Below are 24064 nucleotides of genomic sequence, written 5' to 3' on the forward strand. Positions count from 1 at the left end.
CCAATTATTGTAAGCCTGGCTGGCAAATGTACCGCCGGATCAGGGGAGGCGAGATACCAGCGCAGCCTCCCCCACCATCCGACACGCCGAATCGAAAAGTGGAGCGATGCGCCCTTCTCGACGCCAAGGAAGTCACGAATGTCAAACGGCATGAAGATGAGATCTTTCTCGGCATGTCCCATGACAAGAACGTGAAGGCCCTTCCCATTATCCTCGTTTACGAGCCGAGCGATGCCGAAGCGCTTGATCCCGCCACGATGGCTATGGTGAAGGCGCACCAGATGTCGACCTGCGTCGCCTGGTGGCAGGCCGTGAACCGGAAGTTTAGGCATGATCCTCCCCGCTAGAGGCCCGTCCTACCTACCCTGGACCGTCTACAAGTCAACTTAACGAATGATGGCGAAGGGGGCTGATTGGAATACCGGTCAACGGCCGGCATTAGGGCGCGTTGCTGACCGACCGCTTCGCGAAGCCGATCGGCAGCTTCCGTCAGAACCGGACGTTCACCGAAGTCGGTGTGAACGTCCGGCTATGGTCGCAAGCTGCCGTGCCTGCCCCCCTTCCGGCCTGACCCACAACCGGACGTTCCCGAGCTACTTTCGGCTACCCAACTTCGGTCGCTCATTAATGTTGACGCACAGGCTGCGTTGGGCGGCGAATTACCGGCCGCCGCCCCTTCCCGAGGAACTGGCGGTTTGGGAAGGTCCCAAATCAAACTCTGGAGCGCCAACTATTGCCTATTTTGCGGATGGCACCTCGAACACCAGCAACGTCGAGGTCGCCGTCGCACAGACCTGCCCCTTGTCGTTCTGCAGCGTGGCTTCGGTGAAGGCGGCGCGACGGCCCATGGAGATCAGCCGGCCGGTGGCGCGGATCGTGCCACTGGTGCTGCTGAGGCCCTTCACGAAAGAGACCTTCAACTCCAGCGTCGTATAGCCGTAGCCTGGCTTCAGCGCCGTGTGTGCCGCGATACCGCAGGCGCTGTCGAGGATCGTCGCGATGTAGCCGCCATGAACCGAGCCCATCGGATTGTAGGAACTTCCGTCGGGCGTCGCTTCGAAGACCGCGTGTCCACGGTCCGCCTCGATCAGCGAGATACCGAGTTTTTCGCCCAACGGCGGTTGCCGTCCGGTCGCGAGCAGCGCGCGGACCTGAGTGAGCCCATCGGTTCCTCCGGCAGCCTCAGATGACATGGTCTTCCCTCCTCCTACTTATTCTGGCTGGCTAGCATCATGCCGGTGCCGGTCGACATCGCGACTTGAGAAGGATCCCAGCCGCCGCCCAATGCCCGGAACGACGCGACCGCGCCGCGACTTGCCGCCGCGCGCGCCTGGATCGCACCGTCGCGCGTCTCCAGCAGGCGCCGATCCGCGTCCAATACCTCGATGAGACTGATGACGCCGCCCCGGTATGCCGTATCGGACGTCGCCCTGGCCCGAGTGAGCGACAGCTCACCCTGAGTCAGCATCGCGGCGCGCGCTTCCTGTTGTACCAAGGTTGAAAAGGCGTCCTCGACATCCCGCGACGCGCGCAGCACGGTCAGACGATAGGCCGCCAAGGCCTCTGCGTTGCGCCCTTTCGCTGCCTTGATCTCGGCATCGACGCGGCCGAAGTCGAACAGTCGCCAGCGCAGCCCCAGCACGCCATTGGCCTGTGTCGCATTGCCGCCGAACAGGCCACCCGCAGCCGTGGTGGCCGTGCCGAGCAGGCCGCTGAGCGAGAATTTCGGGTAATATTCCGACACCGCCGCCCCGATCCGAGCATTCGAGGCCGCGAGCGTGCGTTCGGCCGCGATGATATCGGGCCGGCGTCGCAACAGCGCTGCCGGCCCGCCCGCCGTCGATACCTTGGGAGGGGATGGTATCGCGGCGGGACCGGCAAGCTGGGCTCGGCTGCTGCCCGGCTGCACGCCGACGAGTACGTCCAGCGCGTTCATCGCGATATCCAGTTCGTTCTGGAGCGCAGGGACGCTGGCGCGGACCTGCGCCGACGCTCCTTCGGCCTGGCGGAGCTGCAGTTCTGCGGCAATGCCCTTGCGATATTGCAACGCGATCAGGTCGACGAGGCGCTGTTGGGTGGCCGCCTGCGCGCGCGCGACATCCAGGCGTGCCTGCAACGCGCGGACCAGGATGTAGGTATCCGCCGTCTGCGCCGCGACGGTCAGCCGTGCCGCTACGGCACTCGCGGCCGACGCCTCCCAGTCCGCCCGTGCGGCATCGCGGGCGGCATCGCGTCCGCCGAACACATCGAGCTCCCAACTCGCACCAAGGTTCGCCTCGTACGTCTCGGTCGAGCGTTCGAACTGCGAAAAGGCGCTGCCGATCCGACCGATCGGCGTCTCCAGCGATTGGTAGATTTCACCGACCTGCCCGTTGATCTGACCGGACGGCAACAGGGCGGCGTTGGCGCCCTTCAATGCGGCACGAGCCTGTATCACCCGCGCGCGCGCCTGTTGCAGGTCGAGGTTCTGAGCAAGCGCTCGTTCGACCAGCCCTGCAAGCACAGGGTCACCGAACGTCCGCCACCAGCTGACCATGTCGGCCGCGCCGGCGGAACCCGGCCGGGCTTCCACGGCAGCCCCGCCCACATAGGTTGCAGGCGCCGACGTTACCGGTACGACATAGCGCGATCCCACTGCGCAACCCGACAAAGACAGGAGTGCAAGAACCGACGCTCGCCCATGCGGTACAGATCGCATCTCAAAATTCCAACCCGACTAACTCTGTTACCGATGGACGAATTGGTCACTTGTTGTCAATGCGCGCCCATACGATTATCTGGGGTCATGGACCATGCACTCACCTCTGAAACGCTGGCGCGCGGCCCCGCCGAACATGCGGTGCGCGATCAGATCATCGACGCGGCCAACGAGTGTTTCGCGCGCTACGGCTACCAGAAGACGACCGTGGCCGATCTGGCCCGTGGGATCGGGTTCTCGAAAGCGTATATCTATCGTTTCTTCGAATCGAAGCAGGCGATCGGCGAGGCGATTTGCAAGGATCGTCTGGACCGGATCATCGCTGAAGCGCGCGTGGCGATGGACGAAGGCGGCAGTGCAACCGACCGGTTTCGTCGCATGTTCCGCAGCGTCACGGCGCTCAGCGTCGCGCTGTTCTTCGACGATCGGAAGATCTACGAGGTCGCGGCGCTCTCCGCGCTCGAACAGTGGAATTCTGCGAAATACTATTCGGCGACGCTCAGATCGATCGTCGAGGATCTGGTTCGCGAGGGTCGCGAGAGCGGGGAGTTCGAGCGCAAGACGCCGTTGGACGAAACTTGCCGCGCGATCTTCTACGCCATGATGCCCTTCATCGACCCGCTTCACCTGGAGCGTAATCTGGACCTGCTGCCTGAGGCGCAGAACGAGGTCACGAGCCTCATTCTTCGGAGTCTGGCGCCGTAGGTATCGTATTAGAAATCTGTGACTAGTTGACATATTGGTAACTCGATAGCATTCACGCTCCCGTATTTGGGAGGACCGCCGCGTGTCGAACCGCTTTCGTTGCTATGCCATGGCTGTCCCGATCCTGCTTGGCGGGGTGCTGACCGGTTGCGGCGATGCCAAACCCGACCCCCGTACCCAACCACCCCTGGTACGCGTGACGACGCCGACCGCAGCAAGCGACGCCTCGCGCGAATTCACGGGGATCGTCGCGGCACGCGTGCAGAGCGATCTCGGCTTCCGAGTCGGCGGCAAGGTCGTCGCACGACTGGTGAACGCGGGGCAGGTCGTGCGTCGCGGCCAACCGCTGATGCGGATCGATGGCGCCGACCTGGCGCTGGCCACGCGTGCGGCGCTCGGCACCGTCGACGCCGCCCGTGCCCGCGCGGTGCAGACCGCTGCCGACGAACGACGCTTCCGCGATCTGGTCGGAGCGGGCGCGGTATCTGCCTCCGCCTATGATCAGGCGAAAGCCGCGGCGGACTCGGCGCGCGCGCAATTATTCGCGGCACAGGCGCAGGCGCGGGTAGCGCGCAACGAAACCGACTACACGACGCTGCTGGCCGACGCCGACGGCACCGTGGTGGAGACGCTCGCCGAACCGGGGCAGGTCGTCACCGCCGGACAGATCGTCGTACGGGTGGCGCGGTCCGGTCCGCGCGAAGCATTGGTGCAATTGCCGGAAACCCTCCGCCCGCCGCTCAATTCCGTCGCGCGCGCACGGACATTCGACAGCAGCACGGGTAGCGCCACGCTTCGCCAGCTGGCGGATTCGGCCGATCCAGCGTCGCGCACGTTCGAGGCGCGTTATGTGCTGGGCGGCGCGACCGCACGTGCACCGCTGGGCTCCACGGTCACGATCGCGCTTGCGCTCCCGGGTAAATCGACCGGCATGGAGATACCCCTCGGCGCGCTCCGCGACACCGGACGCGGGCCGGGCATCTGGATCGTACGCGATGGCGCGACACCCACCGTCGTCTGGCACGCCGTGCAGGTATCCGCGGTCGGCGAGGAAATGGCCACGATCACATCGGGATTGGCACCGGGCGAGCGATTCGTCGCGATAGGCGCGCACATGCTGCACCAAGGCCAGCGGGTTCGCGTTGCCGCCCCGGTGCCGGGTGCCGCCCGATGAGCGGGCGGGACGACGATCGGCCGGATACGGCCGGACGCTTCAACCTGTCCGCGCTGGCCGTCCGCGAACGATCGGTGACGCTGTTCTTCCTGATCGCGATCATCCTCGCTGGTGTCGTGGCTTTCTCGAAGCTGGGCCGCGCCGAGGACCCGAGCTTCACGATCAAGGTACTGACGGTCGTCACCGCCTGGCCCGGCGCAACCGCGCAGGAAATGCAAGATCAGGTCGCCGAACCACTGGAGAAGCGCCTGCAGGAGTTGCGCTGGTACGACCGCAGCGAGACGTTCACCCGCCCAGGCCTCGCCTTCACCACGCTGACGCTGCGGGATACCACCCCGCCCGCCGCGGTCGCCGATGAGTTCTACCAGGCTCGCAAGAAGATGTCGGACGAGGCATCCAGTCTGCCACGAGGCGTCGTCGGCCCCTTCGTCAACGACGAGTATGCCGACGTCACCTTCGCACTTTACGCGCTGAAGGCAAAAGGAGAGCCGCAACGGTTGCTCGCGCGCGAGGCCGAGCAACTGCGCCAGCGCCTGCTGCACGTTCCGGGCGTCAACAAGATCAACATCGTCGGCGAACGACCGGAGCGCATCTACGTCCAGTTCGCGGAGGAACGGCTGGCGACGCTCGGCGTCTCGCCGCGCGATATTTTTGGCGCGCTGGCCCAGCAGAACCTCATTACGCCTGCCGGCGCGATCGAAAGCAAGGGGCAGCAGATCGTCGTTCGGCTCGATGGCGCGTTCGACGATCTGTCCAAGATCCGAGACCTGCCGATCGTCACGCGCGGCAACACGCTGCGCCTGTCGGACATTGCGACCGTTGAGCGCGGTTACGAGGATCCCGCCACCTTCCTGGTGCGCAGCCAAGGCGAACCGGCGCTGCTGCTCGGCGTCGTGATGCGCGAGGGCTGGAACGGTCTCGATCTCGGCGCGTCGTTGAAGGACGAGGTCGCGAAGATCGGTGCCGAATTGCCGCTGGGCATGTCGCTGACGCCGGTCACCGATCAGTCGGTCAACATCGCCGAATCCGTCGACCAGTTCATGCACACGTTCCTGGAAGCATTGGCGATCGTCATGATCGTCAGCCTGATAAGCCTGGGCTGGCGGGTCGGCATCGTCGTCGCCGCAGCCGTGCCGCTGACGCTGGCAGTCGTCCTGATCGTGATGTGGGCGACCGGGCGCGCGCTCGACCGCATCACGCTCGGCGCGCTGATTCTCGCGCTCGGCCTCTTGGTCGACGACGCGATCATCGCGATCGAGATGATGGTGGTGAAGATGGAGGAGGGGTACGACCGTATCCGCGCCTCTGCCTACGCCTGGAGCCACACCGCCGCGCCGATGCTCGCGGGAACGATGGTGACGGTGATCGGCCTTATGCCGGTCGGCTTCGCGCAATCGACCGCGGGTGAATATGCCGGCAACATCTTCTGGGTGGTCGGTTTCGCGCTGATCGCCTCGTGGTTCGTCGCGGTGATCTTCACGCCGTACATGGGCGTCAAGCTGCTGCCGGCCATCAAGGCGGTCGAGGGCGGGCATGCCGCGATCTACCAGACCCCGCGCTACCAGAAGGTGCGCGACGTGATCGCGTGGGCGGTGCGGCGCAAGCTGCTGGTCACGTTGGCGACACTGTCGGCGTTCCTGATCGCCGGCGTGGGCATGGCGCTGGTCAAGAAGCAGTTCTTTCCTGCGTCTGACCGACCCGAGGTGCTGGTCGAGGTCCAGATGCCCAAGGGCACCGCGATCGCGCAGACCGCTGCCGCAGCGAACCAGGTCGAGGCGTGGCTGCGCAAGCAGCCCGAGGCGAAGATCGTCACGAGTTACGTGGGACAAGGCGCACCGCGCTTCTTCCTGTCGCTGTCACCGGAACTGCCCGACCCGTCCTTTGCCAAGATCATCGTTCTCACCTCCGACGAGGAGGCGCGCGACGCGTTGAGCATCAAGCTGCGTCAGGCAGCCGTGGATGGGCTTGCCCCACAGGCGCGGGTCCGTGCGACCAAACTGACCTTCGGCCCCTATTCGCCTTTCCCGGTCGCGTTCCGCATCAGCGGGCCTGACCTCGGTACCGTCCGCACGATCGCGGCCAAGGCGCAGGCGATCCTCCAGGCCGATCCGTCGATGCGGACCGTCAACGCCGACTGGGGCGACCGCGCGCCTGCGTTGCATTTTGTACTCGATCAGGACCGGCTGCGGGCGCTTGGCCTGACGTCGGGTGACGTTGCCGAGCAGTTGCAGTTCCTGCTCAGCGGCGCCGTCGTCAGCCAGGCACGTGAGGACATCCGCACGGTCGATGTGGTGGCACGTTCGGCTGGAACCGACCGGCTCGATCCTGCCCGGATCGGCGACTACACGCTCACCGGCAGTGCGGGGCAACGCGTTCCGGTCAGCCAGATCGGCAGAATCGAAGTGCGGATGGAGAACCCGATCCTTCAGCGCCGCGACCGGGTGCCGACGATTACCGTACGCGGCGACATCGCCGATGGCCTGCAGCCCCCCGACGTCTCGACCGCGATGCTAGAAAAGCTCCAACCGCTGATCGCGAAACTGCCGACCGGCTATCACATCGACATGGCCGGCTCCATCGAGGAGGCAGGCAAGGCCAACAAGGCGCTGGCCCCGATCTTCCCGATCATGATCGTTCTGATGATGATCGTTATCATCCTGCAGGTCCGCAGCCTGTCGGCGATGGCGATCGTGTTGCTGACGGCGCCGCTGGGGCTGATCGGTGTCGTGCCGACGCTGCTAATGACGGGGCAGCCATTCGGGTTCAACGCCATCCTCGGCCTGATCGCGTTAGCAGGCATTTTGATGCGCAACACGCTGATCCTGATCGGCCAGATCCATGACCATGAGAGGGGTGGCATGGACCCGTACCATGCCGTCGTAGAAGCGACCGTACAACGCTCGCGGCCGGTGATCCTCACGGCACTCGCTGCTGTGCTCGCGTTCGTGCCATTGATCAGCTCGGTATTCTGGGGATCGATGGCGGTGACGCTGATCGGCGGGACGCTCGGCGGAACGGTGCTGACGCTGGTGTTCCTCCCCGCGCTCTACGCGCTTTGGTTCCGGATCAGGCCGTTAGCCGATGACCATGCCCCGCGCTCCACTGGTGGCAATCCCGCTTTGGCGTGACCGCTGCCTGCCATCGCCTATGATCGAAGACCCATTTGCAGTCATTCGCACACCAATTGCGGCAGCCCCGTTTCGGCTGTTCGTTCATGCTCAAGGCGATGAGTGTTGCCTTTTACGCTCCATCTGGCCGCGATAATTGGTCAATCGCAGTGCCGCATTCACCGTGCCGGCGGCCCGAACTATCAGCAAGCAGGAGGTGCCAGTTTCCGAATCTTTCAACCCAGCACTGGCACCCCCCTCGCGATCACATGTCCGCCGCGGTCGGGCGGACGATGACCTCGTTAATGTCGACACCTTCAGGCTGCTCCAACGCATAGCGGACCGCCCGTGCGATCGAGTCCGGGGTCAGCGATTTCTTCCGCCAACCCGTCAATGCGGTGGCTATTGCAGGATCGGTAATGTCGTGCCCCAGTTCGGTGGCGACGACGCCCGGCGAGATCAGCGTCGAGCGGATCTCGTCATGCTCCTGCCTCAGCCCCTCGGTGATGGCGCGCACCGCATGCTTGGTGCCGCAATAGACCGCCGCCGTGGGCATCACCATGTGCGCGGCGACCGAGGCGACGTTGACGACATGGCCGCTCTTCTGCGCCACGAAGCGCGGCAACACCGCGGCGATCCCGTTGAGAACACCGTGGATGTTGACGTCGATCATTCGGCTCCACTCGTCTCGCTTCAGTGCGGCGAGCGGCGAGAGCGGCATTACGCCGGCATTGTTGACCAGCACATCGACGCCTCCAAACCACGCTTCGGCGGCTTCCACGAAGGCGTCGAAGTCGGCACCGTCCGTCACGTCGAGGGTTCGCCACGCGACACTCTCACCAAGCGCCTCCGCTAGCGCCATCAACCGCTCGCCGCGGCGCGCGCCGATGAAAAGCCGTGCACCCGCCGCTGCCAGTTCGCGCGCTGTCGCTTCGCCGATGCCGCTCGAGGCGCCGGTGATGAGGATGACCTTGTCGATAGTAGCTGCCATGATGATTTCCTTGCCTTGATGATGATCAGCAAGATGGAGCGACAGGACGGGTCTGCGGTAGAGCGATCGTCCGAACCCTTTGCACGATCCTCCAGAACTGGCGTCCCTCGCTTGCGCGCGTCGATCGGCTGATGAATGTCGATCGGTATGGACCGGGTCACCGAGCTTGCCGCCGTCATCGACCGACACGTCGGCGGAACGGGTATCTGCACGACGGCAATGCCGCATGTGTCGCTGATCCGCGCCGATCAACCGAGCACGCCGACGCCTGCAGTCTACGAGGCTTCGCTATGCCTGATCGCCCAGGGATCGAAACGCGTGTCGATCGGCGACCACAGCGTCGTTTACGATGCCGCCCATTACCTCCTCGTCTCGGTCGACCTGCCGCTGGTCGGACATGTGATCGATGCGAGTCCCGACAGACCGTATCTCTGCTGCAAGATCGATCTCGATCCCGCGATCCTCGCCGACCTGATTGTGACCGAGGGCGGCGTGGCGCATAGGACCGACCTGCCGGTGCTGGGCGTCCACCCCATCGATGCCGACCTGATCGACGCCGCCTGCCGGTTGGTGGGGCTGCTTGACCGGCCCGAAACGATCCGAACACTGGCACCGCTGATTGAGCGCGAAATCCTGTACCGGCTGCTCACCGGGCCGCACGGGCCGATGCTTCGCCACGTCGCAACCGCAGGCAGTCATCTGAACCAGATCAGCCGCGCCATCGCCGCGATCCGCCGTCGCTTCGATACGCCGATCCGCATCGACGAGGTCGCGGCCGAGGCCGGCATGAGCACCTCTTCGCTTCATGCGCACTTCAAGGCGATCACCCGTCTGACGCCGCTCGAATACCAGAAGCAATTGCGTCTGCAGGAGGCGCGGCGCTTGATGCTCGCCGGCGGAACCACGGCCAGCGCGGCAGGTTTTGCGGTCGGCTATGAGAGCCAGTCGCAGTTCAGCCGCGAATACCGCCGCCTGTTTGGCGCGCCACCGCGACTGGACATCGATCGGCTTCGCGCTGCACCGGCGGCGGGCATGGCACTCTAGCCGCAGACGATATCGACGATAACGTGCGCAGCAATGGCACGGCCTGACTACCGAACTCAGCGGGCGGGGACGCGCGGTCCGGTTTCGGCCATCCAGGGCGCCTTGCGGCCCTGCCGCCACCGGTCGCGTGGTTATTATTGCCGTCATGCTGGCCGGGGCGTTGATTGAACGATGCGGTGCGGCAATCATTCTGAAGCCGACGACCTTGTCCCGACGTGGAGCGATCGACCATGAAGACCAGCGGCAACACGATCCTGATGACTGGCGGGGGAAGCGGCATCGGTGAGGCACTGGCCCACCGTTTTCACGATCGTGGCGACACCGTCATCATCGCCGGACGGCGACAGGAGGCGCTTCAGCAGGCAGCGGGCGGACGTGATCGCATCCACACCATGACCCTCGACGTCGAGGATGCCGCGGCAGTCGACGTGTTTGCCAAGAAAGTCGTGGCCGACTTCCCGTCACTGAATGTGCTGTTCAACAACGCCGGCATCATGAAGTTCGAGGATTTGACGAGCCGGCGCAGCCTGACTGATGCCGAAGCGACGCTGGCGATCAACATTCTGGGTCCTTTCCGGCTGACGAACGCGCTGATCGACCATCTGACGGGCCAGCCCGACGCCGCGATCGTCACGGTCACCTCAGGCCTGGCTTATGTACCGCTGGTGGCGGCACCGACCTACTCGGCGACTAAGGCAGCGATCCACTCCTATACCGTTTCGCTGCGAACCCAGCTTGCGGACAAAGTCGAAGTGATCGAGCTGGCGCCGCCGGGTGTGCAGACCGACCTCACGCCGGGACAGGCGAACCGCCCGGGCTACATGCCGCTCGACGCCTTCGCCGATGCGGTTAGCGCCCAATTCGCCCAGCAACCGACGCCGCCTGAAATCCTGGTCGATGAGGTGCAGTTCCTGCGGCAGGCCGAACGCGAGGGTCGGTTCGACGAGACATTGATGACGCTGACGGAGCGCGCCGCCCGGCAGCGTGAAGAGGGTAACCGACGGCGCCAACCGTGATGCACGTCAGGTAGCTGGCCGCCACTGCTCCCTGATCCGCGATCATTCCATCCTATGACGTTTGCCGATGGACGTCAGCGCAGTGCAGGATCGAACAACTTTGGAGACGCATCATGGTCGAAGCACGGTGGAACGGTACACTGATCGCGAGCAGCAACGATACCGTCGTGGTTGAGCGCAACCATTACTTTCCCATCGCGTCCGTCGACGCCTCGCGGTTGCGACCGAGTGACACGACGACGATCTGCCCATGGAAAGGCGAAGCGCACTACTACGACATTCATGTCGAAGGGGCCAACAATCCGGATGCCGCCTGGTACTACCCGGAGCCGAAAGCAGCGGCAGAGGAGATTCACGGCCGTGTGGCCTTCTGGAAGGGCGTGGAGGTCGTCTGACAGATATCCTCTCGTCGGCACAACCGTGGCCGTGCCGACCTAGAAGCAGACCCTCAGACGCTCTTGCCCGGCTTTCGAAAGCGGAGGTTCGTTAATCTCAGGCTAGCCGCCGTTTGATCGGCGATGATCGCCTCAGCTATCGGCCACCGTCATTCTTTCGACGATGGTTGCCTTCGCTCCCGAAAACCAGGGCGAAACCCTGTACATGATCCGGTCAAAAATCTCCGAAGCGAGATGATTGGCGAGCCATGACTTTAGTCGTGGCAGAGGCAGGTTATCGAACCACGTCCAGTCGACCCCCGCGAACTGTCTGACGAACGGCATGAGGGCGGCATCCGTCAGGCCCGCTTCCGTGCCGCACAGATGACCGGCAAACCCGATCCGCCTTTCCAGATCCTGCAGAAACCGGAAGCCGAGGTCGCGATGCCGGGCAGCGTCCGAGCCGTGCCGATCGGGATATTTGTACCGGTCGAGGTGCTGCTTGAACACGCCGTCGTTGGTCGCGATCAGTGCCGGGTCGTCGCGAGCGAGCCAGTCTTGCGGGTCCCTGATCCGCAGCGCCCAACGCATGATCGCAAGACTTTCCTCGATCACCGCCCCTTCCGCCGTTACGAGCACCGGCACCGTGCCCTTTGGCAACATGACGAGAAGCTCTGGAGGCTTGGTCGAAAGCCGGACCTCCCGAAGTTCATAACGCATGCCGCTGACCGCCAGCGCCAATCGCGCCCGCATCGCAAAGGGGCAACGACGAAAGCTGTAGAGGATGTGGTCGGTCATGGCGCCGATATGGGGGAAAACCGAATGGTGCGGGCAGGATAATTGCATTGCCGTACAATGGCGCGGATGGAATGATGCGGCCATGCGGATACCGAAAGCAGCCGTCCTCGCCCTCCTCCTGTCGGCATCGGTGAACGCCCAGATCGTCGCCCAGCCCTCGGCGGGCACCTATCGACGCGCGGTGGCGGGCGGATACAAGGCGGCACTCTATTGCTCCGGCCTCTTCAACGCCGGGCGGACCACCGCGCAGATCGATGCTGACGAACTGACGGGCATCTACCCCGAATATGAGAAGATCGTGTCGACGCTGATCGCGAAGGTCGACCGCCCGCGCCGGTTCGTCGCCGTCACCTTCGACCCCGCGCTGCCGCCGCGATACGCGGTGTGGCGCGACGGCCATGGCTGCATGACGCTGCCGATCGGCAGCAGGGCACCTGCGGACGGCGGATCGGCAGCGCCGCTGGATGCCATGCCGCCGATCGCGGGTGCGGACCCTCGTCGCTGGCCGCAGGGCGATGCCGGCATCGCACCGCGGCCCTCCGCCGGGCTCACGAAGGTCGTCGGTGCGGCGTTCGGCGATGGGTACGGCGTCGGCGCCAAGACGGTCGGGGTGGTCGTCCTGAAGGACGGCCGCGTTGTTGCCGAGCGATATGGCCACGGCTTCGGCCCGTTCGTCTCCAATCGAACCTGGTCGGTCGGCAAGTCGATCGCGGGCACGCTGATCGGCCTTGCCGATGCCGCCCCGCTGGATGCCCGTGCCACCGTGCCGCAATGGACCGCCGGCGATCCACGACGCAGCATCACGCTCGACCATCTTCTGCGCATGGCGTCCGGCCTACACAGCGACAGTGCCGGCAACCGCACCGACGCCATCTATTTCGGCGGCACGACGGTGGACGATCAGGCGACATCCTGGCCGCTGGAGGCGCTGCCCGGCACGCGCTTCCGGTACGCGAACAACGATATCCTGCTCGCCGTCTATGCCACGCGACAGGTGATCGGCGCAGATCGATACCGTGCGTGGCCAGGCAATCTGTTCGGCCCGCTCGGCATGTCACATACCGTCGCGGAAACGGACTGGCACGGCAACTACATCCTCTCCAGCCAGGTCTGGTCGACCGCGCGCGATCTCGCCCGGCTGGGCCTGTTCTGGTCGCGGGATGGGGTCTGGGCGGGCAGGCGCCTGCTGCCAGCGGGCTGGATGCGCACCATGACGATGCCGAGCGGGCCGCAACCACCAAGCGGACCCGGCTATGGCGCGACGATGTGGCTGTTCGGCCCGAAGCAGGGGCTGCCCCAGGGCAGCTTCGCCGCGCAGGGCAATCGCGGCCAATATGTGATGGTGGTCCCGTCCCGGCATCTGGTCATCGTCAGGCGTGGCGAAGATCCTGGTGCCGCCCGGTTTGATATCGCTCGCTTTGCCGCTGACGTGGCCGGCCTGACGCCTTAGCGTTCGTAAAACGGTATGGCACAGCGGTTCGACCCACAAGCAGACATTCGCGCGCCCTTGTCCGCTGCCCAACATCGACCGTTCGTTTATCTCCGCGCTTTCCCGTCGTCTGGCATCTGGTTCGAGCCATGAATGTCTGAACCGGCCACTCCTGCCGGGCCGCCATCGAAATGCATCTTGTTTCAGTGAAGGTTGCTACGGGGAGGACAGCGCCCGCCTGTTTTCTCACATGTGATAGCCGGAGTTGGGTAATGGTCTTCAGATGGACTGCGGTAGAGGCTGACCCAGGTGTTCCGCGACCGCCGGTGGTGAAGCTGGGCCTCGTCACCTAGACATCAGGCAACGTCTGACGAGCCATTCCCCATCCGGCCAGTGCCGGGCTGGCAGCGCGGCGCAGGAGCTTATCTGCATCGCGCAACGTCCATACCCCTGCCGTTTCGATCTCACGCAGCTCGGTCCATGACACCGGTGCAGCAATCGGGGCGCCGGCCCGCGCCCTGACGGAATAAGGCATGACCGCAGTGCTGCCGCGCTGGTTGCGGAGCCAGTCGATGAAGATGCGCCCGGACCGCTTCGATTTTGTCATCGTTGCCACGAAACGCTTGGGATCGGCTGACGCCAGCGCACGTGCGAAGCGCTCGGAGAAGCTCTTTACCTCCGGCCATGTCGCCTCGGGTGAGATCGGAACGATGACGTGGATGCCCTTGCCGCCAGACAGCATTGGGAAGCTCGTCAGGCCCAGCTCCGCCAGTTGCTCCTTCAGATATTCCGCCGCGCGTCTGGTCTCGGCAAACCCCAGCCCTTCATCAGGGTCCAGATCGAACACCATCCGGTCTGGCGTCTCGACCGCTCCCACCATGGAGCCCCAGCCGTGAAATTCGATCGCCCCCATCTGCACGCAGGCGATCACCCCATCGGTATCGTCGACGTAGAGATAGTCGTCAGCGTCGCCGTCTTTGTCGTGGATCGAAACGTGGCGGACATGGTCGCCGAAACTGCCGGCGTCATGCTTCTGGAAGAAGCATTTCCGCCCCCGCCCCTGCGGGCAGCGGACGAGGCTGATCGGCCGGTCGCGCGCGAACGGCAGCATCAACGGGGCGATCGTCGCATAATAGTTAGCGAGATCGCCTTTGGTGACACCGCTTTCAGGAAAGACGACCCGGCTGTGGTGCGTGATCGCGATGCTCGTTGCAGCGGCCGGCGGTGGTTCGGAGGCGGTCGGGCCCTGAAGGTCGGTCAGCCCGATGAAGCTGGCGTGGCGCAATAATCCATCCGGGGTGATTTCGGCATAGGCGATGTCAGCCGACAGGCTGGGCGTCACCCAGTGCGCACCTTTCACCGCCGCCTTTGGCGCGACGACCGTCGGCGTCTGCCGCTCGATCCGCTCCAGCTGGAGGCGGAGCGCTTCCATCGTTGCCAGATCGAACCCGGTCCCGACCTTGCCGGCAAAGACGTAACCCTCCGGCCCCTCCCACCCCAGCAACAGCGATTTGAAGCCACGACGCTTGTCCGACGGCAGCCAGCCCACAATCGCATAGGCATCACGCCTGACGCACTTCACCTTGATCCAGGCGCGGGTGCGGCTCGAGCGATATGGGGCATCCGCCCGCTTCGACACCACGCCCTCCAGCCCGTCACGGCACATCTGATCCAGCAGCGCCTCGCCCTGACCGATCACATGTTCCGAGAAGCGGATGTCCGCAGGCACATCAGCCACAAGCGCCCGCAGCCGCTCCTTCCGCTCCAGCGTCGGGAGCGCGGTCAGATCCTCGCCATCTTGCTCCAGCAAATCGAACGCCATCAGCACGATCTTCCCACCATCGCCGATCGCATTTTTCAACGTCGAGAAATCCGGCCGGCCGTCCCTGAACGCCACTGCTTCGCCGTCGATGAGCGCGGTGCCGGCCAACCGGGTCGCAGCTTTGGCGATGCCGGGGAACTTGTTGGTCCAGTCGAGGCCCGTACGGGTGAAGACCCTCGCCCGACCATCACCAACCGCCACCAGCACGCGGTAGCCATCGAACTTGATCTCATGCAGCCATGCGTTGCCCGTCGGGACGGTGTCCTGCAGCGTACATAGCTGAGGCTGGCGAAACTCAGGCAATGTCGGCTTGCTCCGGCTCGTCCGCGAAGACGAGGCGTGGCCGGCCACCGCAGCCTTCCTTCTGGAGGGACGCGCGGGTTGCCTGTCGGCGATCTCCGCCATCGTCCGTCCGGTGGCGACGCTGGTCAACGCTTCTTCGACCAGCTTGTCCGTACCCCCCGCCTCCGCATCATTTACCTTGCGCAACAGCCAGTTCTCGCGCTTTTCCCGGCCGCGCGGCTTCAGGCGTATGAGCATCCATTCGCCCCGCATCCGCTCACCATCCACCACAAAATGGAGGTGGCCGGCGTCGATGTCCGACGCAGACTTGCCCGCGACCGGTGACCAGGTGCCGCGATCCCATAGCATCACCGTGCCACCGCCATATTCACCAGCGGGGATCGTACCCTCGAAGGTCGCATAGGACAGCGGATGATCCTCCGTGCGGACCGCCAGCCGCTTTTCGGCGGGATCGAGGCTGGGACCGCGCGTCACTGCCCAGCTCTTCAGCACGCCATCCATTTCCAGTCGCAGGTCCCAGTGCAACCGGGTGGCGTCATGCTTCTGGACCATGAACAGGTTGCCATGCCTGGGCTCGAGTGTCCCGGCTGGCTCGGCGGTACGCGCAAAGTCGCGCTTGGCGTTGTAGGTCGCCAGGAGCGGCGATGCCGTCTTTGCCGCAGGCTTAGGCACGTTTCCTAGCCGCTTGCTTGGCGGCCGGCTTCCCGGCCGCGGTCTTCTTTGTCGCCGGCTTTTTCGGCGCAGGTTTCTTCGCGGGTGACGGTGCGGCCTTGCCACCCATCGATTGACGCAGAGCGGCCATCAGATCGACGACATTGCCGCCCTTGGCCGTGTCGCCCTGCCCGTCATCCTCGACGATTTTCTTGCCGCGGGCCTTGCGCTTGCGTTCGATGAGATCGCGAAGCGCATCGACATAGCGGTCATGATATTCCTGTGGGTGGAACGGGCCGCTCTTCCGGTCGATCAGTGCTTCTGCCAGTTCCAGCAACTCGCCCTCGGGTTCGTCGTCGGGTATCTCCCTGAAATAGCCTTGCGCCTTCTCCATTTCGTCGGCGTAGCGCAGCGTCTCCAGAACCATACCCCGCCCGGACGGCTTCAGGCTCACCACATACTCCCGGCCCCTGAGAGCTAGCTGGCCCAGACCCACCTTGCGGGTTCGCTTCAAGGCCTCGCGCAGCACGATGAATGCCTCGTTCGCGAGGTCGTCTGCCGGCACCACGAAGAATGGCTTCTCATAGTAGAGCACGTCGACCGCATCCGCATCCACGAACTGGGTCAGCTCCAGCGTCTTCTTGCTCTCGAGCTTGACCGCGTCGATCTCGTCCTGCTCGAGCAGGACGTATTCGCCCTTGGCTACCTCATAGCCCTTCATGATCTCGTCCTGATCGACGGGTCCGATGCCCGTCACCACCTTCTCGTAATGGATTAGTTTGCCACTGGGCTCGTGAATTTGCTTGAACGAGACGGTCGCGCCTGAGCGCGTGGCGGAGTAGATCTCCACCGGGATGGATACCAGGGCGAGCTTGATCTGCCCCTGCCAGTAAGCGCGTGCGGCCATGCCGGTTCTCCTTGGTGGCATGCAACGCACAACAGGCGGTGGGAGTTCGCTGGGGAGCGAAGGGTTGGATGGCAAAAGCACCGAAACTCAAAGTGTTTACCACCCCGATTGGCTTTCATGACGCCCTTGTGGCCGCCCCGAGCCGGGCAGCGGCATTACGAGCCTGGGGAAGCGATCATGATCTATTCGCGCGTGGGGCGGCGTTCGAAGTCACCGACCCCGACCTGATGAAGGAGCCGTTGGCTACGCCCGGCGAGGTCGTTCGGCGCCTGCGTGGTTCGGAAGCCGAGCAATTCGCCGCTTTGCCTCGGGACCGGCCGTCTGCCGGTAAGGCGAGGTCTGCAAAGGCTAGCGCCGGCAAGGCTACGCCCAAGCGGCCCGAGCCATCAGCCAGTGAACTTGAACGCGCCGAGGTGTCCCTGCAGGCGGCAATGAAACGTCACCGCGACGCGGATGCGGAGGCCAAGGCACGGGTGGAAGCTGCCCAGCGCGATCGAGCCGATCTTCAGCGGCAACAGCGCAGCGAGGAGGAAAGGCTGCGAGAGGCCCGCGACCAAGCACAAGCGGCATATGATCACGCCATCGAGCGATGGCGTGCGGCTTGATACCGGCTTGGCGGATTAGGCCTTGCTCACATAAAGTAGCTCGCTTAGCCGGCATTCGGCCGTCTTGAGATTTGGGCGACACTACGAGCCCCTTGCCACGCTGACTCCGCTTCCGCCATCTGTTCATGTCGACCCGTGGAACCAGCCGTTTTTCGCTGTTGCAGCTGTTATCGCCATCCAGCGATGCTAATCGATATCGATGACCATTGTACCATCGCCTCCCGAACCGGCTGAGTATGTCGAGCTTCTGGATACGCTGAAGGACCGGATCCGGTCATCACGTCTCAAGGCCGCGCTAGCTGTCAACGAGGAGTTGGTCCTGCTCTATTGGGGGATCGGTCGCGACATTCTCGACCGTCAGGATAGCGCTGGCTGGGGGGCCAGAATCGTTGATCGCCTTTCGGCTGACTTGAAGCGCGACTTCCCGGAGATGACTGGCTTTTCACCACGCAATCTCAAATATATGCGGGCGCTGGCCGAGGCGTTCCCGGATCGTGAAATCGTGCAACGGGTTATTGCACGATTGCCATGGGGACATGCAATCACGCTAATCGAGGTGATCAAAGACCCGGTACAGCGTATCTGGTATGGAGAGCAGGCGCGAGAGAACGGCTGGAGCCGGAAGGTGCTCACCCACCAAATCGGCAGCGGCCTATTTGGCCGTCAAGGCAAGGCAATCACCAATTTCGCTCGCACCCTACCTGCCCCCCAATCGGATCTTGCTCAGGCGCTCATCAAGGATCCCTACAGCTTCGACTTCCTCGGACTGGGCGCGGACATCTCGGAGCGCGAGCTTGAACGCAGCCTGCTCGATCACCTGCGCTCACTGATCCTTGAGTTGGGCAAGGGCTTCGCTTTTGTCGGCAGCCAATACCATCTTGAGGTGGCAGGCCAGGACTATTATTTAGATTTGCTCTTCTATCACCTGCATCTGCGCTGCTTCGTCGTGGTCGAACTAAAAATTGAGGAGTTCAAACCGGAATTCGCCGGCAAGATGAACTTCTATCTGTCGGCCGTAGACGACCTACTCCGGCATGCCGATGACGCCCCAACGATCGGCATCATCCTGTGCCAAGGGAAGAACGCGGTGATCGTCGAATATGCGTTACGCAATTCGATGAAGCCCATGGGCGTCGCCGAGTATACCCTGTCCAACGCCCTGCCCGCTCCGTTGCAGGCGTCACTGCCCACGGCGGAAGACTTAGCGCGCGAATTTCCGCTGATGTCGTTGGTGAAGCTGCGTATCGAGATCGAGCGGGAACTGCGCGCCCTGGCGAGTAACACTGAAATGACGGCCGACCGCCTGATGGGTCTGAATGAGCTGGTCAAGGCCAATGAGGATGTGCGCCAGTTTCCATCAACGGCCGAGTTCATGCAGATCGTCAACAGCCTTCATGATGCCGCGCACGGGGTCGACGTATCTCAAGACGAAGCCAATCATGCGACTCAAATCTCAACGCGCTTTCTTGCTGACATCAGAAATTATCGGGTGGCCCGCTGACGCTTAGTGGGCCGTGGACTGCGCACCGCCCGCCCTGCGGACTATTCCTCGCCGAGAGACGACCCAGAAAATGACACTGCGCAGCGCTCTTGCGGTCCTCAATGTCGGGCGATCGTTAATGTGTCCGGATTACAGAGTATCTACCACGTTTCTAAACTGCGGCTTTACTATGGCCGATTATGCTGTTGTCACCGGCTCGGAGCAATGGAGATAAGCGATGGGTCACTCGACGATGGACCCAGCCTTTCATGAACTTCGGCCTTGGAACGAGGGCAGGCTGGTTGGTGCCAAGCGGGCGCTTAAGCAGCAACAGGTTTGGGCCATTCGCTTTTGGCTCGATCAACACCGGCGATTGCGTGATCGAGCGCTGTTCGACCTTGCTATCGATAGCAAGTTACGCGGTTGTGATGTGGTAAAGGTTCGCATCGGTGATCTGGTTTCGGGTGGGCGTGTCCGTGATCGCGCCATCATCATGCAGCAGAAGACCAAGCGTCCTGTTCAGTTCGAACTTATGGATACGGCTCGCAAAACAATTCGTGCGTGGCTGGAACGACGCGGTGGCACGCTGAACGACTTCGTCTTCCCGAGCCGCAATGACTACATGGCCCATATGAGCACGCGTCAATATGCCCGTCTTGTGCGGGAATGGGTGATCGGCATCGGCCTACCCCCGCAGGATTATGGAACGCACTCGCTCCGGCGAACGAAAGCTTCAATTATCTACAAAGCGACCGGTAATCTCCGCGCCGTTCAAATTCTCCTTGGGCACGCGAAAATCGATAGCACCGTTCGCTACTTAGGCGTCGATGTGGAGGACGCTTTGGAGTTAGCCGAACGAACGGAGGTCTGACCGACCCACAACCGGTTACTCAGCGTACCGCTCCAGCTTTCCAGAACCGGACGCTTGTTCATCATCGCGGCTGTGGGGCATGAAACCGGCCTTCCCATATAGGCCGGTTTCATGCCCTCCTCCCGCTAAGCAGTCACCCCGAAGCCCCGCCTCAAGGTCTCAGGCTGCACGTTCCAGCGACGCGTACCGGGTTGCAGCGCGCCATCGCTCCCTCCGGCAACGATACGACAAAGCCGGATCGTAAGGGATCGGGCGCGCCTGGGTAATAGTCGGTGCTTACGGCCTGGGCCCCGCTGGCCATCGCGGCTCTCGCTTTGGCGAAATCGCGGCGGCGCGCCTCCACGGTGTTGGCATCGGTGCGGGTGCGCACGATCAGGCGTTCCCGAACCCAGCGACGGATCGTCTCGCCATCCGTCAAGGGATCCTGAACGATCTCGATCGCCGCCTCCGGCTGATCCTCCCGATACCAGCCGAACATAGCGCGCCCCGACAAGGCGGGATGCCCTTTGCGATAGACCTCCGACACCGCGTCCCGCACATCGAGCGCGATGTAGATGCGGCCGCGCGCCGCCGTCAGCGTCGGCCAGCCCCGCTGCCGCACCGCGTCACGCAAGCTGTGCGAGTCGCCACGAACGTCGTCCGGCGTTATCAGCCGCCGACCCGGCATCACCGACCGGATCTCCGCGTCCAGCGCGTCGAGCAAACGTGTATCGTCCAGCGGCAGCGGGTCGGTGATGCCCGCCCGTCCCGACGGCGTGTCGGCGGCGTTGATCGTGATCATGATCGGCAGATGCCGCGGATGCGCGCGGGACCACTGGTCTACCTCGCCCAGGCAGCGGATCAACGTCACGCACGTGCTCAGGTAATCGACATCGGGAATGTGGAAGACCTTGAAACCGGGCCTGGCCATCGCCGCGCGGTCGAACCCGGTGACTTCGCCCGCGGCCTTCGCCCACGCTTCCCCCTTGGGCGAGGTGTACCGGCCACCCTCGGGATCGGCGAAGATGTCGATCTCGATCTGGCGAACGCCCGCGTCGAGTTGGCGCGACAGCGGCAGGTGATAGTAGTCCAGCCCCTCCGCCAGCTTTGGCTCTGCGACACGCAGCTTCGCCATCACCGCCGCCGGGATCCGTGCCTTGAAGCTGTTGTGCGAACCGACGACCTGAATATCGTTCATCGCCAGTGGCCTGGCCGCTCCGGTAGAAACCGACGCGACGGCCGCGAGCAGGATCGCGCGGATCATCAGAACTGCGCCCGCACGCCGAACAGGATGGTCCGTCCGTAATTGTTGATCTCGCCGAACTGCAACTCCCGCTCGTTGTAGCTGTAGGTATTGGCATTGGCGATGTTGATCGCCTCCACGCTGACCATCACCTGATCGGTGACGCGCACCGACACATTGCCGTCGAGCGACCCGAAGGCATCCTGATAGGTCGGCACCTGCGTCGTGCTGCCGATGCCGGTCAGGTATTTGTCGCGCCACGTGTACGACAGCCGCGCGGATAGCGGTCCCTTGTCGTAGAAACCGACCATATTGAAGCTGTTCTTCGACAGGCCGATCAGCTGATCCCGGATCGGCCGCGCGCCGGCCGTGTAGCTCGCCTGCACCGAGGTGTGGGTGTAGGACGCCTGGAAGCCGAGGCCGTCGAACGGCTCCGGCAGAAAGGTGAACACCTGGTTGTACGCCACCTCTGCGCCGTAGACCTTGGCGTTGCCGCCGTTCACCTGTGTGCTCAGCAGAACCGTCCCCCGGCCCGGAATCTCGACGTTAATGTTCTGCGCCGTAATGTAGTCTTCCATCGCCTTATAGAACACCGCCCCCGTCAACGACGCGCTGCGGTTGAAATACCATTCGAGCGAGCCGTCGAACTGCGTCGCGAGGAACGGCTGCAAGGCGGGGTTGCCGCCGCTGGCGGTGGGCTGATCGGTGGAGACGCTGATCTGCGGCGCGCTCTGCGTTACGTTGGGTCGGGTCAGGACCCGGCTGGCGGCGAGGCGCGCCTGCAGGGTCTGCGTCAGCTCGGCGCGCAGATTGAAACTCGGCAACCAGTTGCTGAACGTCTGGGGGAAACTCGCCGGAGTGGCGACGCTACCCGTCGTCAGGGTTCCGCTCGCGACCTGATCGGTGTGAACGTAGCGTACACCGACATTGCCGGTGATTGCCACGCCGCCGACCGGGAACGCATAATCGGCGCGGACATAGCCGCCCGCCGTCTCCTCCTTGACGACGTACGAGGCACGCAGATCGCCCGGTGTCAGCGGGCTGTTGGCGATCGCGGCGGTGAACAGCCTGTCATAGAACACGCTGGTAATCGGCACGAGCCAGGTGCGCGGGATGTTGCCGGATACGCCCGACAGGAAGTTGTCGAACGGCATCTGCTCGAAGCCGCTCGGCGCAAACCCGAGCAGCGAGGTGTTGGCGGCCGGGTTCACGGTGAAGTCGCGCCGGCGATAGTCGCGCTTGCGCCAATGATATTCGCCGCCTGCCGCCAGTCTGGTGATGAACCCGTCCAACTCGTGATCGATGTCGAGCCGACCGAACGTGTCCCAATCCTTGCTGTTCTTGGGCGCGATGTTGAACGGGTAGAGCGTGTAGTTGGCGGGGTTCAGCACGTCGACCGGCGTGGAGAGCGTCGGCGCGACCTTGTATCCAGCCGAGGAGTCGTAGGTCAGTGGCGCGAAGAACTGGATGCGGCTGCGGACGGTACCTTCGGCATAGCTGGGGTGGAAGCTGTGCGCATAGGACCAGTTGCCGTTGGCGACGATGTGCCACCCCTCCGGGTTCCACGCCTGTTTGAGGCCGACGGTGATCAGGTCGTGCCGGTTCAGGCTGTATTCGCGCGTGCCCATGAACCGGACGTCGTTGATCGTCGCGGCGACAACCGTGCTGCCGTCGAGCTTGACCGATCCGGGCATGAGCACCGGCCGGTGTCCCGCGACGCTGGCATCGTCGGGATAGATGTCGAAACCATATTCGTCATACGCTACGTCAAGCCGGGTCGCGAGCACGTCCAGCGTCGTCTCCAGTTCCAGGCTTGGCCGCCACTGCGCCGAGATCATGCCCGACAGGCGCTTGCGATCCTCCGTCTCCACCGTGGGGCGGGTGCGGCCCGGCGTGTAGAAGCCCGTCCCGAGCGCGGAGACGAACTTATCGAGGTACCAGCCGGTGTTGTAGGACCGGTCATTCCGCACCGCCTTGCCCCAATATTGCGCGGCGGCGAGGATACCGAACGTGGCGTCGGCATTCGTCCCGCTGGTCAGCACGGTGGCGTTGGGCTTCACCTTGTCGGCCAGCGTCGTATAGGTGCCGCGCAGGTTCAGCGTAGTTTTGGTGCCGACGTCGAGCGGGCGGAACGTGCGGACGTCGATATTGCCACCCAGCGCCCCTTCGGTCATGTCCGAGGTCGGCGTCTTCACGACGTCGATCTGCGACACGAACTCGGCCGGCAGCATCTCGAAGCGGAACTGACGCCCATTCGCGCCGCCATTCTCGATGAGGTCGTTGATCGCGACCGGTCGGCCATTGAGCAGCGTACTTTGAAACTGCGGCCCGAGCCCGCGGACGCTGACGTACAGGCCCTCGCCGCGGGGGCGGGTGATGGCGACGCCGGGAACGAGCTGAAGCGCCTCGGCGACGTTCTGGGCGGGAAATTTGCCGATGTCGGTCGCGTTGATCGCGTCGACACCAAAACCGGCCTGACGCTTGGTCTGCGTCGCGGCGGCCAGGCTTTGTGCGTAGGACCCTGTGACGACGATGTCGTCGGTGCCTTCAGCGGCAATATCGCTGGCGGTGCCGGTTGCCGGGTCGGCGGGGGCCGCATTGGACACCGTCTGGGCGTGGGCGGATGGCGCTAGGCCAACTGCGATGAGCGTGAGCGGCAGCGTGGCCCGGATCAGGCGCGTATGTTTCAGCATGTCGTAACCCCTTCGAACACCGTTTGGTTCTTATGATCGGGGGCTCTAGGAAGGAGCCGTGGCAGTTCGGCGTACAATCTATTGCGATATCGTTACGCATACCTGTCACTGGTGTTGCATCGAAACGTCACTGCTTCGGTATCGCTCGAGCCGGCAGACCGGCCTACCCGTCGC

19 protein-coding genes are annotated in these 24064 nt (G+C 63.8%); 11 read left to right on the forward strand and 8 right to left on the reverse strand.

All coding sequences use genetic code 11. The annotated features are described in order from the left end of the window. The first annotated feature begins 26 nt into the window (after positions 1 to 26). On the forward strand, positions 27 to 347 hold the full coding sequence (locus ABD719_RS13955) for a hypothetical protein (RefSeq protein WP_344693984.1): 321 nt from the start codon (positions 27 to 29) through the stop codon (positions 345 to 347). A 390-nt stretch (positions 348 to 737) separates the two neighbouring features. On the opposite strand, the gene ABD719_RS13960 is transcribed toward ABD719_RS13955, so the two are convergent. Next, positions 738 to 1115, reverse strand: coding sequence for a PaaI family thioesterase (locus ABD719_RS13960; RefSeq protein ID WP_344693985.1), 378 nt, complete (start codon positions 1113 to 1115; stop codon positions 738 to 740). A gap of 92 nt (positions 1116 to 1207) precedes the next feature. Beyond that, complete coding sequence (locus ABD719_RS13965) at positions 1208 to 2698, reverse strand: efflux transporter outer membrane subunit (protein WP_344693986.1); 1491 nt, start codon at positions 2696 to 2698, stop codon at positions 1208 to 1210. 141 nt (positions 2699 to 2839) lie between these two features. On the opposite strand from ABD719_RS13965, the gene ABD719_RS13970 reads away from it, so the two are divergent. The 3 genes from ABD719_RS13970 to ABD719_RS13980 all read left to right on the forward strand — a co-directional run bounded on the left by ABD719_RS13970 (position 2840) and on the right by ABD719_RS13980 (position 7705). Next, positions 2840 to 3403 carry a TetR/AcrR family transcriptional regulator gene (locus ABD719_RS13970; protein ID WP_344693987.1) on the forward strand — a complete coding sequence of 188 codons (564 nt, stop codon included), beginning with the start codon at positions 2840 to 2842 and terminating at the stop codon, positions 3401 to 3403. Between the two features lie 109 nt (positions 3404 to 3512). Then, positions 3513 to 4577: an efflux RND transporter periplasmic adaptor subunit gene (locus ABD719_RS13975; protein WP_344693988.1), complete on the forward strand. Its 1065-nt coding sequence runs from the start codon at positions 3513 to 3515 to the stop codon at positions 4575 to 4577. Further along, positions 4574 to 7705 carry an efflux RND transporter permease subunit gene (locus ABD719_RS13980; protein WP_344693989.1) on the forward strand — a complete coding sequence of 1044 codons (3132 nt, stop codon included), beginning with the start codon at positions 4574 to 4576 and terminating at the stop codon, positions 7703 to 7705. Before ABD719_RS13975 ends, ABD719_RS13980 begins: the two co-directional genes overlap by 4 nt. 244 nt (positions 7706 to 7949) lie before the next feature. On the opposite strand, the gene ABD719_RS13985 is transcribed toward ABD719_RS13980, so the two are convergent. Next, positions 7950 to 8675 carry an SDR family oxidoreductase gene (locus ABD719_RS13985; protein WP_344693990.1) on the reverse strand — a complete coding sequence of 242 codons (726 nt, stop codon included), beginning with the start codon at positions 8673 to 8675 and terminating at the stop codon, positions 7950 to 7952. 147 nt (positions 8676 to 8822) lie between these two features. Between ABD719_RS13985 and ABD719_RS13990 the strand changes: the two genes are divergently transcribed. The 3 genes from ABD719_RS13990 to ABD719_RS14000 all read left to right on the forward strand — a co-directional run bounded on the left by ABD719_RS13990 (position 8823) and on the right by ABD719_RS14000 (position 11130). After that, positions 8823 to 9719, forward strand: coding sequence for an AraC family transcriptional regulator (locus ABD719_RS13990; RefSeq protein WP_344694038.1), 897 nt, complete (start codon positions 8823 to 8825; stop codon positions 9717 to 9719). Between the two features lie 230 nt (positions 9720 to 9949). Continuing rightward, entirely contained in the window at positions 9950 to 10735 is a 786-nt protein-coding gene (locus tag ABD719_RS13995) for an SDR family oxidoreductase (RefSeq protein WP_344693991.1), read from the forward strand. A gap of 113 nt (positions 10736 to 10848) precedes the next feature. Further along, positions 10849 to 11130: a DUF427 domain-containing protein gene (locus ABD719_RS14000; protein ID WP_344693992.1), complete on the forward strand. Its 282-nt coding sequence runs from the start codon at positions 10849 to 10851 to the stop codon at positions 11128 to 11130. A 132-nt stretch (positions 11131 to 11262) separates the two neighbouring features. On the opposite strand, the gene ABD719_RS14005 is transcribed toward ABD719_RS14000, so the two are convergent. Beyond that, positions 11263 to 11907, reverse strand: a complete 645-nt coding sequence (locus ABD719_RS14005) for a glutathione S-transferase (RefSeq protein ID WP_344693993.1) — start codon at positions 11905 to 11907, stop codon at positions 11263 to 11265. Between the two features lie 82 nt (positions 11908 to 11989). On the opposite strand from ABD719_RS14005, the gene ABD719_RS14010 reads away from it, so the two are divergent. Next, entirely contained in the window at positions 11990 to 13357 is a 1368-nt protein-coding gene (locus tag ABD719_RS14010) for a serine hydrolase domain-containing protein (protein WP_344693994.1), read from the forward strand. A gap of 328 nt (positions 13358 to 13685) precedes the next feature. On the opposite strand, the gene ligD is transcribed toward ABD719_RS14010, so the two are convergent. After that, a complete protein-coding gene (gene ligD, locus ABD719_RS14015; protein ID WP_344693995.1) occupies positions 13686 to 16133 on the reverse strand; it encodes a DNA ligase D in 2448 nt (815 codons plus the stop codon). After that, the gene (gene ku, locus ABD719_RS14020; RefSeq protein WP_344693996.1) at positions 16126 to 17019 is read right to left on the reverse strand and encodes a non-homologous end joining protein Ku; all 894 of its coding nucleotides are present in this window, start codon (positions 17017 to 17019) and stop codon (positions 16126 to 16128) included. Before ku ends, ligD begins: the two co-directional genes overlap by 8 nt. A 68-nt stretch (positions 17020 to 17087) precedes the next feature. Between ku and ABD719_RS14025 the strand changes: the two genes are divergently transcribed. The 3 genes from ABD719_RS14025 to ABD719_RS14035 all read left to right on the forward strand — a co-directional run bounded on the left by ABD719_RS14025 (position 17088) and on the right by ABD719_RS14035 (position 19975). Further along, positions 17088 to 17624: a hypothetical protein gene (locus ABD719_RS14025; protein ID WP_344693997.1), complete on the forward strand. Its 537-nt coding sequence runs from the start codon at positions 17088 to 17090 to the stop codon at positions 17622 to 17624. Positions 17625 to 17823: 199 nt separating this feature from the next. Further along, positions 17824 to 19125 (forward strand): PDDEXK nuclease domain-containing protein, encoded by a 1302-nt coding sequence (locus ABD719_RS14030; protein WP_344693998.1) that lies wholly within the window; start codon positions 17824 to 17826, stop codon positions 19123 to 19125. Positions 19126 to 19342: 217 nt separating this feature from the next. Continuing rightward, on the forward strand, positions 19343 to 19975 hold the full coding sequence (locus ABD719_RS14035) for a tyrosine-type recombinase/integrase (RefSeq protein ID WP_344693999.1): 633 nt from the start codon (positions 19343 to 19345) through the stop codon (positions 19973 to 19975). Between the two features lie 151 nt (positions 19976 to 20126). Here the strand turns inward: ABD719_RS14035 and ABD719_RS14040 are convergent, their stop codons facing one another. Beyond that, a complete protein-coding gene (locus ABD719_RS14040) occupies positions 20127 to 21218 on the reverse strand; it encodes a Ca2+-dependent phosphoinositide-specific phospholipase C (RefSeq protein ID WP_344694000.1) in 1092 nt (363 codons plus the stop codon). Beyond that, positions 21218 to 23890: a TonB-dependent receptor gene (locus tag ABD719_RS14045; RefSeq protein ID WP_344694001.1), complete on the reverse strand. Its 2673-nt coding sequence runs from the start codon at positions 23888 to 23890 to the stop codon at positions 21218 to 21220. Before ABD719_RS14045 ends, ABD719_RS14040 begins: the two co-directional genes overlap by 1 nt. Positions 23891 to 24064: the final 174 nt, after the last annotated feature.

Origin of the sequence: Sphingomonas cynarae (assembly GCF_039537815.1) — a bacterium.
Taxonomy (GTDB): Bacteria; Pseudomonadota; Alphaproteobacteria; order Sphingomonadales; family Sphingomonadaceae; genus Sphingomonas; species Sphingomonas cynarae.